This window comes from Spirochaetota bacterium (assembly GCA_026415295.1).
GTDB lineage: Bacteria > Spirochaetota > JAAYUW01 > JAAYUW01 > JAOAHJ01 > JAOAHJ01.
This window is the reverse complement of record JAOAHJ010000033.1, coordinates 1-13419: the sequence shown is the minus strand read 5'-3', so window position 1 is coordinate 13419 and position 13419 is coordinate 1. Positions and strand designations below refer to the sequence as shown.

Here is a 13419-nt window from a genome sequence, read left to right as displayed (position 1 = left end):
TTTGTTTTTAATTTATAAATTAAAATATATTTTATAAAAATGTTAAAGAAAAATCATATTTTAATGGGTTTTCTGATGAAAATATTTTATAGAACTCTTTTATTAGAATTGCGTCTTTAAAACAATTTTTAAATAAAAATTTTTTATTTAATTTTTCTTCAATAATATCGAAGTTTTCTATAAAAAAAGAAACAAAATTATTGTAAAGAAAATTATTATTATCAGTAATTATTAATTTTTCTATTTCAAAGTATTTTTTTATAATTAGTGAGGGGATATTTGAATCGATAAAGTTTTCAAACAATTTTTTCAAATTGTTAAGATAAATTTCTCTTTTTGTATTAATCTTATTCAATCTAGATATTAAATTTATTTTATTTAAATCTATAAAATGTTCATAAAATTTTTCTACCAAATTATTATATATAAAATTATAAATAATTAATAAAAAAAGGATAGTTGTTTTTTTTAGAATGTGAGTATCTAAAGGATATAAAATATAATCTCTAAAATCTTTATCCCAAATTCCTAGGTTATGGTTATCTTTAAAATTACACCATTTTAAGAAAAGCATAAATCTTTTTAGAGATGATGAAGAAAATGAAGGAATTAAAGAATTAATTTTTATAAAATCTTTTTTATATTTTAAATCATAATTTTTAATTAAATAATCACTATTAATTTTTAAATATTTATTTTGTTTTTTATTTTTTTCTTTTAGCAAAATAAAAAAATATTTTGTATTATTTTTTATAGTTTGCAAAATATTTTCAATAGATAGCCAAAATTCTTTATTAGTTTCGATTTTTTTTGTAATGAGAACATTAAAAATACTAGTATTTTCTTTATAAAATAATAATAGACTTGTTATAAATGATGAGATAATATAACTATCTAACCATCTATATTTTAAATTAATGATTTTTTTTAAGATTTTTTTATTTAAAACATTAAAATTTATTTTATTTTCATTATCTTTATTATTTATTATTTCATTTAAATCTAGTACTTTAGAGATTTTATTAAATAAATTTGATAGAAAATTCATTATACTTTTTCTGTTGCCAAAAGCAAATGTTGAAGATAATAAGGCATAGAATTCTATAATATTATCTTTATGTTTTTTTTCATCAAATAAAGTTTTAGGGAAAAATAAAGGATCAAATTTTATAAAAGAGTTGTCTGAAATTGTTTTATAATTTTCCTCTAAAATAAAATATATAATTTGTAAAAAGTTATTAAATTCTATGCTTTGAATTAAATTAAAAAATTCATTTTTTTTTATTTTCTTATCCTCTATTTTTGCCAATTGATAATATGTAACAATTCGTTTTAATAATTATTTAATATTTTAAAGATTTCCCATGCTATTATGGAAAAGGAAATAGAAACATTTAAAGAATCTATTTTATTATTTAATGGTATTTTTAGTTTTTTATATGAATGTTTTAATATTTTTTCAGATATCCCTTTCCCCTCATTACCAAAAATAAAAACTATTTTATTTAAATTTTCATTTGAATTAATTTGATCAAAAAAGTTTATTTTATTATTTATGGATAAAATACTTTCTCCTTCAATACTTAAAGATATAAGTTCGTAATTAAATTTTTTTAAAAAAATTAAGAAGTTATCATCATTTTTAAATAAAAAAATATTTTTAAGATAAAAAATATTCCCTGATGAAGATCTAATAACCTTTGGAGAAAATATTGAAGTTGTATCTTTTCCTATTAGAATTATGTCAAAAAAATTAAAAGATACTAAAGTTCTTATTATTGTTCCGAGATTTCCAGGATCTTGAATATTTTCAAATGCAAATTTTATGTTTTTGTTTTGTTTTTCATTATTTTGATTTAAAAAATTAGAATCATCTATTATATTTATTAAATCTGGAAAATTAAATATCCCTAATATTGGATATGGAGTTTTTGTAGAAGAGATTTTATTTATAATTTTTAAATCTTTATCAACTATTAAAATTTTTTCAATTTCTATTTTTTGGATTTTGTATAATTCTTTTCTAAGTAAATCAAATTTATTGATATTTTCATATTTATCTACAGTTAGAAATAATTGAGGCACAAGATTATTTTTTATTGCTTCAATACAAGAGTTAATACCTTCACATAATATAATTTTATTATTTTTTAGTTTTTCTTTAATTTCTTTTAAATTTAGTAGTTTAAAATCCATTTTCTTAAATATATTGAAAATTAATAAAAGTAAATTATCTTTATAGAGAAAATTTATTCTTTTTATTTAAATTTTCAATAATATAATACATAAGGAAGGAGTTAAAAATGAAAATTAATTTTAGTGATGCATTAAAAATTGCTATAAAAGGTGAAATTGAGGGAAGAGAACTTTATAAAACTATTTCTGAAAAAACAGAGGATTCAAAGGCAAAGGAATTTTTTAATTTTTTATCAGATGAGGAAAATAAACATTTTGAAACATTGAAACAGGTTGCTTTTGAATGGTCAAGAAATAAAGAAAAGTTTAATTTAGTTGATTTTGAAAAATTGCTTACTAAAAATAGATTAAGTGCCCCAATATTTTCTGAGGAATTTAAAAAAAATATTAAAAATAAACATTTTGAAATAAGTGCAATTTCTATTGCTATAAAACTTGAGAAAGATTCATTTGAACTTTATGAAAAATTATCTTTTGAAGTTGAAAATGAAGATTTAAAAAATCTTTTTAAAACTCTTTCAAAATGGGAAATTGGTCATTATGATTTATTGAATAAAGAATTGAAAGAACTAGAAGAAAACTATTATTTTGAAAATAAATTTTATCCTTTTTAATCAAAATTAATTAGTAATTTAAGCAAAAAATAATTTAATTAACAAGTAGTATTTAACTATGGATTTTTTAGATGTAAAAAATTTAACTCCAATGATGAAACAATTTTATTCTATAAAAGAAAGGTATAAAGACTATATTATTTTTTTTAGAGCTGGTGATTTTTATGAAATGTTTGATAAAGATGCAGAAGAAGCCTCTTTGATATTAAATATAGTTTTAACCCAAAGAGCTGGTATAAAAATGTGTGGAGTACCGTATCATTCTTATAAACCATATTTGAAAAAACTTATCGATAATGGCAAAAAAGTTGCTATTTGTGAGCAACTTGAAGATCCAAAAAAGGCAAAAGGTATTGTAAAGAGAGGGGTTGTTGAAATTTATACTCCTGGAATGATAATAAATGATGAATTTTTAACAAAAGAGAATAATTTTATATGTAATTGTTTAGTAACTAATGAACAATTTCTAATTTATTATATAGCCCTTGCAGATATTTCCACTGGTGAAATATTTTTATCAATATTTAGAGATGATGATGAATTAATAGATTATCTATATAAAAATAAACCTAAAGAAATTATATTTTATCTAACTTTTAATAAGGAAGACAATATTATTAATAATTTAAAATCAAATTTTAAAAATAAAGTTTTTTTCTCAAATATAAGTTTTGAAGAATTAAATTTAAACAATTTTGAAAAGGAAGAATTTTTTTTTGAGTTTAATGATTTTATAAAAGAAGTTCTAGAAACTAATAATTTTGAATCTTGGAAAAGTATAGAAAAGAATAAAAATTTAATCTATTTATTAATATTAATGCTAAATTATTTTAGGAATAACCATATTTCAGATTTATCTTTTATAAATAAAGTAATATTTATTGAAGAAAATAATTATTTAAAAGTTGATGAAGGAACTAGAAGAAATTTAGAAATTTTTTCTCCTTTGTTTTCAGGAGAAAAAGATACAACATTGATAAATTTTATTGATTTTACTTCTACTCCAATGGGTAGAAGAAAGTTAAAAGAGTTTATGCTTTTTCCACTAAAAAATGTAAATTTAATTAATAGAAGATTGAATTTTATAGAGGAACTTCTTCAGAATTATGAAATAACTCAAAAAATAAAAAATGAGTTTAAAACAATAAAAGATATTGAAAGATTATTTGTTAAAATTTATCTTAAAAGATGTAGTCCAGTAGATATTGTTAATTTCAAAAACAGTATTTATAAAATATACGAAATATCAAATATTTGGTTAGATAAACTGAGTTTATTTAAAAATTTTTTATGTATCTCACCCAAAATACTTGAATGTTTAGAATTAATTGATAAAGCTTTAATCGATGATCCATCTTTTAATATTGAAGAAGGTAGTATTTTTAAAATTGGTTATAATTACGAGTTAGATGAATTAATAAAGTTTTATAATGATTCTGAAAAGATTCTTTTTGACTATCTTGAAAAACTTAAGGTAGAAACAAATATTCAAAATTTAAAAATAAAATACAATAAAGTTTTTGGTTATTTTATAGAAGTTTCAAAAGGAAACATTGAAAAAGTTCCAAATTATTTTATTAGAAAGCAAACATTGACTAATGCAGAAAGATTTACAACAGAATTTTTAATTGAAACTGAGTCAAAAATCTTAAACTTTTCTGAAAAGAGAATAGAACTTGAAAAAAAACTTTTTGATGATTTATGTGAAAAGATAAAGAATATTAAAATATTTTTATATGACATATTTAATAAAGTTGCCGAACTTGATGTTTTTATTTCTTTAGCAATTGTAGCAAAGAAGTATAATTTTGTAAAACCAGAGTTTATAAATGAAAATGAGCTTATTATTGAGGAGGGTTTTCATCCAATTGTTAAAAAATTTATAGAAGAAGAATCGAAAGACCAATTTATTCCTAATGACCTAAAAATGGATAAAGATAAATTTTTTCATATAATAACTGGGCCAAATATGTCTGGTAAGAGTACTTTTTTAAGACAGAATGCAATTATAATATACCTTTCTCATATAGGATCTTATGTTCCAGCAAAAAAGGTTAAATTGCATGTTTTTGATAATATTTTTTCAAGAGTAGGTGCTTCTGATAATATAGCAAGAGGACAATCTACTTTTTTAGCAGAAATGTCTGAAACTGCTTATATTATTAAAAATGCAACAAGTAAATCCTTTATAATTCTTGATGAAGTTGGGAGAGGAACTTCAACTTTTGATGGGATGAGTCTAGCTTTTGCTATATCAGAATATATAATTAATAAAATAAAAGCAAAAACTTTATTTGCAACTCATTATTTTGAACTTGTACATCTTGATGAAAATCCTCAGGTTGAATGTTACCATACTCTTGTTAAAGAGTGGGAGGATAAGATTATTTTTTTAAAGAAAATTGAAAAAGGATATGCAGATAAAAGTTATGGAATTTATGTTGCTAAAATAGCAGGAATTCCCTTTGATATAATTGAGAGAGCAAATGAATTACTTTCAATTATTAAAAACAATGATATAAGGTTTGATTTTGAAATTAAAAAAGAGAAAAAGGAAAATTATTTGTTTGATTTTTTTGAAAATGAAAAAGAAAGTATTTTAAATTCAATTTTAAATTTCGATATATATAATAAATCACCGTTGGAAAGTTTAAAATTCCTTGAAGAATTAAAAGCTAGAATTGCAAGAATTAAAAGTAAAAAATAAATTAATTTATTTTCTCAGGGTAAATTATGTTTTATGATGGATATATAGATAAAAATAATTTTTATTATAAAAGAAAAAAATTCTTAAAAAAAGTTAAATATTATTTAACGAATAATTTTGATATTGAGTCTTTTAGCTTAGCAGCTTTTCTTTTTATTGTCTTAATTTTTTTTATAATATTTAATTTTTCTTTTTTTTATGAATCAATTAATCTTATTATTTATAAAAATAAAGATATAACAAAAATTTATTTTGATAAATATAAAAGTACGAACTTTTTAACAAATATAGAAGCTAATATAAATGAAAATGAATCAGATTTAATTAATGATGAAAAAATTGATCCATTTATATTATTAAACAAAATTATATACTCTAAAAATATTTATTCCAGAGAAATTTTTGAAATTATTAATTCAATTGGAGGGGAATCAAATATAATTCTTGAGCCTGTTAATTTTGTTGTTTATAAGACAGGCAAAGGTGATACATTGTGGGATATAGCAAAAAGATTTGGAATTTCAGTTGATTCTATATATTCTGCAAATAGAGATAAATTAAAAGATGCACATTCTTTAAAAGTTTCAGAAGAAATTGTTATTCCAACTCAAACAGGTATCTTAATAAAGGTTGAAAATATTGATGATTTAAATAAAAAAATAGATGAATATGATGTAGATATCTTATCCATCTATATAGCAAATAGGGTTGCAACAAAAGAAGAGCTGGTTGCTTTAGGTAAAGTTTTTTTCCCAAATGTTGAGCTTCCAATTACTGAGAAATTGAAAGCTTATGGTGTTGATTTCGGATTACCAGTTTATGGATATATTACATCTGGTTTTGGGTTTAGAATAGATCCTTTTATAGGAATAAGAAGATTTCACTCAGGAATGGATATAGCAAATTTATATGGAACTCCGATTTATTCAGCTTATGCTGGGACAGTTATCTATACGGGCTGGGATGGAGGTTATGGTTTAAAGATAGTAATAAAACATCCACTTGGTTACGAGACTATTTATGGACATTTAAGTAAAATAAGTGTTAAAGTAGGTCAAACAGTTTCAAAAGGACAACTTATTGGTTATATGGGTTCGTCAGGAAGATCGACAGGTTCTCATCTTCATTTTGAAATAAGAAGATTTAATAAATTACTTAATCCAAGATTTTATATAAGAGGATTACCTTTTAAAAGAAAATAAAGTAAGTTTAAACTGAGAAGATTAAAAATATTAATTAATATTATAATATTAAAAAAGTTTTAAAAAAAAATATTAAAATTATTTATAAGATTAATTAAAGAGAATTTTAAAATGGGTGATGGAACATATCTTGAAAAAATACTAAAAAATTTATCTGAAAATGAAAGAAAAATTTTATATGAGAAATTTTCAAGAGTATTATATATATCTGATGATTCTGTATTAGATCAGGTTGAGGAAGATAATGAAAAAAGTAAAAATTATTTAATTAAGTCTTATAAATTAACTTTATTAGATTCAATAATTATTTTTATAAATTCCCTATTTGGATACTATGATATTGAAAAATATATTTTAAAAAAAGAAATAAAAAAAATTGTAAAACTTTTAAATTCGAAAAATACAATTATCTATAATTTATCTGATGATACTTTAAATAAAATATTTTTTAGTGGTATTTATAATATTAGCGATTTTATAAAGAAATATGATGAATTTCTTAAATATTTTTATTTAGGTTTTAAAGAAAAAATAATAAAGGAAAAAATTTTACTATATTTTCTTGAGTCACTGTATGATGAAACTGTCAAGAAAAAATTAGAAAATTTTTCTGATAAAAACATTGAAAAGATGATTTATGAAGATTCTAACTATAAGAAAAAATTGTTTGAAATAAAAAAAGATATCTTAAATTCATTGAGAGGAAAAATTGAAAATAATTTTAATAATAAATTGAATCTTTTTTTTAATTTAATAAATTTTTTTAATTTAGAAATTAATTTTTTAGTAGAATTTTCAAAAAAATTTGATGAAAAAGTTCCTCTAAATCAGATAAAAGATCAAATAGCATTTTTTATTAAAAAGGTTTTAAACTTTCCATTTGAAAATGAAAATATTATTCAACTAATTAAGCAGATGGTTGAATATTATAAAAATATTCAATTCGATTTTGATATAGAAGAAAGAGATATTGAGCTTTTTATTAATTCTATTTTATTTTATATATATGAAAATAAAGGATTAAACTTATTAAAAATAATATATAACAATCCAGTATATGAATATGAATTTGTTAGGTATAAGATAGATTTTTTTAAGGAAGTTACAAAATATATAGATAATTATTTAGAGAAGAAAGTGAAAGAAGTTGAACAAAATCTTAAAATAAAAGAAAGGGAAAATATATATAATAAAATTAAAGAGCTAAACTTAAAACAATATAATTTTGTTAATCTTGATGAAAATATTAATAAATTTTTGGAAGAATATAATTTACCATTAATAAATTATATTGAAAAAATTGGTTTTATAACATCTTTTTATTTTTATGTATGGCAAACTTTTTTTTCGATAAGAATAGATAAAATATTAAGAGAGAAATTTTATCTCTTTGAAAAAGTTCATATTGATTCTATTAATGATTCCTTGAAAATAATAGATAAAACTCAATTTATTATTGAATCTATTGAAGAAAAAACAAGAAATTTAAAAATATTTATTACAAGAGAATTTAAAGATAAAAGTATTTCTCATGATTCAGAAAAATATAAATATGCTGTGAGTAATATTAGCTTATTAAATGAGTTTATAAGTGATTTTTGTAATAATTTTATTCATAGTATAGAATTAATTGATAAAAGCTTAATGTTTAATCAAACTGATGACTTTGTCTTAATTTTTAGAAAAGAACTTGAAAAGTATTTAAATATTTTAAGATTGTTTTAGAAATTTTTTTATTTTTTGGGTGATTAATTTAATTATAAAAACTAAATATTATGTTGTCTTTAAAATATATAAAATGTGGTTTTCTTTATATCTTTTTTTGATTAAATTAAAACAAAAGTAAATTTTTCTTGACAAATTAAATTAACTATATAAATTTAATTCAACGACGCGAGGTAGAGCAGTCTGGTAGCTTGTCGGGCTCATAACCCGAAGGTCGTAGGTTCAAATCCTACCCTCGCAAATTACCTCCTCATTTAGAGGAGGTTTTTTATTGACAAAATAATTATTTTTGATATTTTATTTTAGATTAATATTTAATATTTATTACATTTGATTAAGGAGTAGATAGATATGTATGCAATATGTGAAATAAAAGGAAAACAGTATAAGATTGAAACTGGTAAAGAATATAGGGTTGATTATTTGAATATGGATAAGGATAATGAAATAAATTTTAATACAGTATTGTTGATTAGGGATGATAACGGTAATATAAAAGTAGGCAATCCTTATTTAGATGGTGTTAATGTTAAAGCAAAAATTGTTGTACCTATGATTAAAGGTGATAAAGTAATTGCTTTTAAATATAAAAGAAGAAAAGGTTATAGAAATAAAAAAGGACATAGGCAACAATATTCTGTTATTAGAATAGAGAAAATAGAATAATATTAAATCTTTTAGATTAAAAATTGATAGATATTAAGATATATAAAAAAATTATTGATAATATAGAATATTTGAGCAAAATTATAGTAAAAGGCCATAGTGGTTTTGGTACTAAGGGGAATGATATAATTTGCTCATCTATATCATTTTTAGTGCAGAGTTATTCCTTTTTTATATATAAAACATATGGTACAAATATTGAATTAAGAAATCCTAAAGAAGCATTAATTGAATTAGATTTGAATAAATTAAATTATAATAATTTGTTATATAAGGATGAGAAACTAAAATATTTAAATGATTTTTTAATTAATTCTTTAATTCTAATTGAAAATAATTTTAAAGATTATATAAAGTTAGAAATTTATAAGGATAATTTCATAGAATAAAAAAATAATAATTTACTTTAATTTTTACAAAAATTTGTAAATCATAAAAACAATAAAGGAGAATAATATGGCACATAAAAAAGGTGGGGGAAGTAGTAAGAATGGTAGAGATTCTAAAGCCAAAAGATTAGGTATAAAAAGATTTGGAGGGCAATTTGTAACAGCGGGTTCTATTTTGGTTAGACAAAGAGGAACTAAATTATTTCCAGGAGAAAATGTTGGAAGAGGAAGAGATGATACTTTATTTGCTTTAATAGATGGGATTATTAAATTTGAAAATCATAAGTGGAAAAAAGGCAGAAAAATTGTTTCAGTTTATCCTGATAGCAAATAATTTAATTAAATATATAGCTATTACATAAAAATAATTTATAAAATATTTTATTTAATATTAAATTATTAATAATAACAAAATAAAAATTAATTAAAGTCCATCTAACTTGCCAGTTAGGTGGCTTTTTTAATTTAAAAATAATTGTTGGTAATTTATGAGTTATTTTAAAGATGAAATAATAATTAATATAAAGTCTGGTAATGGTGGTGATGGTATAGTTTCTTTTAGAAGAGAAAAATTTGTGCCTAAAGGTGGTCCAGATGGTGGAGATGGTGGGGATGGAGGAGATATATATTTTGAAGCTACTAATGAAATTAATACATTAAGCCATCTTACTACCTCTCACATATATAAAGCAGGTAATGGAGAAAAAGGGAAACCTAAAAATTGTTCTGGTAAAAAAGGAAAAGATTTAATTATTAAAGTTCCAATAGGTAGTCAGTTAATAGATGAAAACGGGAATATAATTTATGACTTTGTTAAAGAAGAAAAAATTCTTATATTAAAAGGTGGAAAAGGTGGAAAAGGGAATCAACATTTTGCTACTCCTGTTAATCAATCTCCTAGAATATGCACAAGGGGTTTAGAAGGAAAGAGTAAAAAAATTAAAATAGAGTTAAAATTTATCGCTGATGTCGCTTTAGTTGGTTTTCCAAATTCAGGTAAATCTACACTATTAAAAACTATTACAAATAGTAATCCTAAAATAGCTCCATATCCATTTACCACACTTTATCCAAATCTAGGAACTTTTTCATATGATGGCAAGAAATATTTTATTATAGCTGATATTCCTGGCTTAATAGAAGGGGCTTCTTTGGGGAAAGGACTTGGTATTAGATTTTTAAAACACATTGAAAGAACAAAGGTATTACTTTTTTTAATAGATAGTGAAAAAGACGATTTAATAATGCAATACAAAATTCTTTTACAGGAATTAGAGAATTTTGATAAATATTTACTTAAGAAAGAAAGGATTATTTCTGTTTCAAAAATAGATTTAAATATCAATCTTGAAAATGTTTTAAAATTTGAAGAATATATGAAAAAATTAGGTTATGAAATTTATCCTTTTTCTTCTTTTACAAAAGAAAATCTTGAAAATTTAAAAAAAGCAATATATGATAAGTGCATGGATTCAAATATTTAAATCCCTTAGGAAATTATTTAATTTTTTATAAAATATATTTTATATGAGAATAGGTTTATTTCCAGGATCATTTGACCCTCCTCATATTGGGCATCTAATAATGGCATGTGATTTTTATTATTTGTTGAGTTTAGATATTGTTTATTTTATTCCAACTAAAAAGTATAAAACAGATAAACAGGTCTATGCTAAACCTGAAGAAAGGTTAAAGATGGTTAGTTTAATGATTAAAGATTTTCCATTTTTTGAAGTGTCAGATTTTGAAATAAATTCAGGAGAAATTAACTATACATATAAGACTTTAGAATATTTTATGGAAAAGTTTACTAAGTTTAAAAAAGATCAAAAAAATTATAAAAATATAGAAATTAATGATTGTAGTAGTTTTTTTATTTTAGTTGGGTACGATTGGAAAGACGATTTGAAGAATTGGAAGAATATTGAATTTATAAAAAAAAATTCCAAAATAGTGCTTTATTATAGATACAATAAAGATTTGTTTTTATTAACAAAAAATTTTGATAATAGTATAAATAATAATTCTAAATTATGTATTGAAAATATATTAGTTGAAGATGATTATATAGTAATTGGTAGACCAATAACTATTAGTTCATCAGAAATAAGAAATAATATTAAAGAAGGGAAAGTATATAAACAATTTTTGGTAGAAGAAGTATATAAATATATAGAAGAAAAAAACTTATATCTATGAGTTTATATTATATGTTTTAATTTTTTTTATTAGTTTATAAATTCTTATTCTATTGTATCTTAAAATAAAAATAAATGGTAAGTTAAAAAATAAGCAAAATAAAAACATTATTATAGCTCCAAGAAATGAATTCCAGATAATTGAAATAGGATAAAATAGAAAAGGTAATAAATGAGCAAGTTCACCTCTACAAGTTTCTAATAAATATCTATATAAATAATTAATATTTTTACCCTCTAATTTTTTTTTATTAAATGGTTTTATTTTGTAAAATTCTCCTCCTTCTGGTAATTTGTTTTTCCAATTATTAATTTTTAATATATTTTTGTAGAAAAAATACTCTTTGCCCCAAATTTTAATTTTAAATAAAAAATTATTTATATTGTAAAAATTATCAGGTATTAAAAGAACAATATAACCAGAAATTAAGTGGGCAAAAATCCAAAATAATGAATTTAATAAAAAAATAAAAATAAAATTTAACATGATAGATATTTTTAATTTATATATAAAATTTATTTTATAAGAATTTTTCTATTTTTCCAATTTACAGGTATCCTAAATATTTTCATTATAAACGAAATAATAAAAATCAATAAAAAAAGAAATAAATGTATTGGAAAAATAATTAAACTTATAAATTTAAAGCTACCAATAAAATTAAAAGAATAAAAATTAATAAAGGAAAATATAGAATAAAATAAAATACTTACTAGTATATTTTTTAGGTTTAAACTAAATATTGAACTTAATAAATTTAATGTTATAGAAGTTGAAAAAGCTATAAAGGATGTTATTATTAAAAATACCCACACTGAAGTTTTTAAAGCTCCTAAAGAAATATTCTTTATCCAACCATTAATTAGATCTTTAAAACCATTTGGATACATTCTGTATTTAATTTTTTTTAAATGAGGTATTGAAATTATTTCGTAACCTAAATTTACAAAAAATTTACCGAGCATAATATCTTCTATAATGTATTCTTTAACATTTAAATGTCCATTAGTTTTATAATAAATTTCTTTAGGTAAAAATATAAAAGGTCCAAATAAACCATTTTTTGTCTTATTAGTATTTATTATTTTTCCAAGATCCATTCCTATAAAAGCAATTATATTGAAATACATAGAAAATTGTTCATAAAATTTTTTTGTATAATGGTATGGTTGGATAGTTAAAATTGAATCTTTTTTGTAATTTTTAATAATATACTCTAATGCATCTTTTTCCAATCTTACATCAGCATCTATAAAAAGTAGAAAATCATTCAAAGCAAAAAGGGTTCCATAATAACAAGCAGCACTTTTACCTTGCCAATTTTTAAAAACTTCTAAATTATAGTTAAGCTTATAGTAGCTTATTTTTATATTATTATTTAAATAATAATTTGAAAAGTTAATATTATAATTGATTATGTAATCTTTTATTACTACCTCTGATCTATCTTCTGAATTGTCATCTATTATAATGATCTCAAAATTATTATAAGTTTGGTTTGTTAAGTCATTTAATATATATAAAATATTTTTTTCTTCATTTCTTATAGGTATTATAATAGAAATTTTAATATTATTATCTTTTTCATTATTATTAGATTTACTTTTATTTTTTAATCTATTCAATTTGTAAAAATTAATTATCCTAAATATAAATATAATATAGAAAATTAAAAATATAAAAAATTTAAAATTATATATATAATCCATAATTCTTATATC

13 protein-coding genes and 1 tRNA gene are annotated in these 13419 nt (G+C 20.6%); 10 read left to right on the top strand and 4 right to left on the bottom strand.

Annotated features, from left to right (window positions below; all coding sequences use genetic code 11):
• Positions 1-31: 31 nt before the first annotated feature.
• Entirely contained in the window at positions 32-1309 is a 1278-nt protein-coding gene (locus tag N3A58_08080; protein MCX8059356.1) for a DUF2400 family protein, read from the bottom strand.
• Between the two features lie 23 nt (positions 1310-1332).
• Entirely contained in the window at positions 1333-2196 is an 864-nt protein-coding gene (locus N3A58_08075; GenBank protein MCX8059355.1) for an RNA methyltransferase, read from the bottom strand.
• Between the two features lie 107 nt (positions 2197-2303).
• Between N3A58_08075 and N3A58_08070 the strand changes: the two genes are divergently transcribed.
• The 10 genes from N3A58_08070 to nadD all read left to right on the top strand — a co-directional run bounded on the left by N3A58_08070 (position 2304) and on the right by nadD (position 11698).
• Complete coding sequence (locus tag N3A58_08070) at positions 2304-2810, top strand: ferritin family protein (protein MCX8059354.1); 507 nt, start codon at positions 2304-2306, stop codon at positions 2808-2810.
• A 58-nt stretch (positions 2811-2868) separates the two neighbouring features.
• A complete protein-coding gene (mutS, locus tag N3A58_08065; GenBank protein ID MCX8059353.1) occupies positions 2869-5517 on the top strand; it encodes a DNA mismatch repair protein MutS in 2649 nt (882 codons plus the stop codon).
• A gap of 26 nt (positions 5518-5543) precedes the next feature.
• Positions 5544-6719, top strand: coding sequence for a peptidoglycan DD-metalloendopeptidase family protein (locus tag N3A58_08060; protein ID MCX8059352.1), 1176 nt, complete (start codon positions 5544-5546; stop codon positions 6717-6719).
• Positions 6720-6830: 111 nt separating this feature from the next.
• Entirely contained in the window at positions 6831-8444 is a 1614-nt protein-coding gene (locus tag N3A58_08055; protein MCX8059351.1) for a hypothetical protein, read from the top strand.
• A gap of 167 nt (positions 8445-8611) precedes the next feature.
• Positions 8612-8685, top strand: a tRNA-Met gene (locus N3A58_08050).
• Positions 8686-8795: 110 nt separating this feature from the next.
• Positions 8796-9110, top strand: coding sequence for a 50S ribosomal protein L21 (gene rplU, locus N3A58_08045; protein MCX8059350.1), 315 nt, complete (start codon positions 8796-8798; stop codon positions 9108-9110).
• A gap of 23 nt (positions 9111-9133) precedes the next feature.
• A complete protein-coding gene (locus N3A58_08040) occupies positions 9134-9499 on the top strand; it encodes a ribosomal-processing cysteine protease Prp (GenBank protein ID MCX8059349.1) in 366 nt (121 codons plus the stop codon).
• 67 nt (positions 9500-9566) lie between these two features.
• A complete protein-coding gene (gene rpmA, locus N3A58_08035; protein MCX8059348.1) occupies positions 9567-9833 on the top strand; it encodes a 50S ribosomal protein L27 in 267 nt (88 codons plus the stop codon).
• Between the two features lie 154 nt (positions 9834-9987).
• Entirely contained in the window at positions 9988-10983 is a 996-nt protein-coding gene (gene obgE / locus N3A58_08030; protein MCX8059347.1) for a GTPase ObgE, read from the top strand.
• Between the two features lie 43 nt (positions 10984-11026).
• Complete coding sequence (gene nadD / locus N3A58_08025; GenBank protein MCX8059346.1) at positions 11027-11698, top strand: nicotinate (nicotinamide) nucleotide adenylyltransferase; 672 nt, start codon at positions 11027-11029, stop codon at positions 11696-11698.
• Here nadD and N3A58_08020 read toward each other — a convergent pair.
• Positions 11693-12184: a hypothetical protein gene (locus N3A58_08020; GenBank protein ID MCX8059345.1), complete on the bottom strand. Its 492-nt coding sequence runs from the start codon at positions 12182-12184 to the stop codon at positions 11693-11695. The genes nadD and N3A58_08020 overlap by 6 nt on opposite strands.
• A 29-nt stretch (positions 12185-12213) precedes the next feature.
• On the bottom strand, positions 12214-13419 hold a 1206-nt coding region (locus N3A58_08015; protein MCX8059344.1), incomplete at its 5' end, for a glycosyltransferase.

Bases quoted from the DNA above. Each gene is read 5' to 3' on its own strand.
- N3A58_08075 (MCX8059355.1), bottom strand. From the start codon at position 2,196: ATGGATTTTAAACTACTAAATTTAAAAGAAATTAAAGAAAAACTAAAA.
- N3A58_08070 (MCX8059354.1), top strand. From the start codon at position 2,304: ATGAAAATTAATTTTAGTGATGCATTAAAAATTGCTATAAAAGGTGAA.
- mutS (MCX8059353.1), top strand. From the start codon at position 2,869: ATGGATTTTTTAGATGTAAAAAATTTAACTCCAATGATGAAACAATTT.
- N3A58_08060 (MCX8059352.1), top strand. From the start codon at position 5,544: ATGTTTTATGATGGATATATAGATAAAAATAATTTTTATTATAAAAGA.
- N3A58_08055 (MCX8059351.1), top strand. From the start codon at position 6,831: ATGGGTGATGGAACATATCTTGAAAAAATACTAAAAAATTTATCTGAA.
- rplU (MCX8059350.1), top strand. From the start codon at position 8,796: ATGTATGCAATATGTGAAATAAAAGGAAAACAGTATAAGATTGAAACT.
- rpmA (MCX8059348.1), top strand. From the start codon at position 9,567: ATGGCACATAAAAAAGGTGGGGGAAGTAGTAAGAATGGTAGAGATTCT.
- obgE (MCX8059347.1), top strand. From the start codon at position 9,988: ATGAGTTATTTTAAAGATGAAATAATAATTAATATAAAGTCTGGTAAT.
- nadD (MCX8059346.1), top strand. From the start codon at position 11,027: ATGAGAATAGGTTTATTTCCAGGATCATTTGACCCTCCTCATATTGGG.
- N3A58_08020 (MCX8059345.1), bottom strand. From the start codon at position 12,184: ATGTTAAATTTTATTTTTATTTTTTTATTAAATTCATTATTTTGGATT.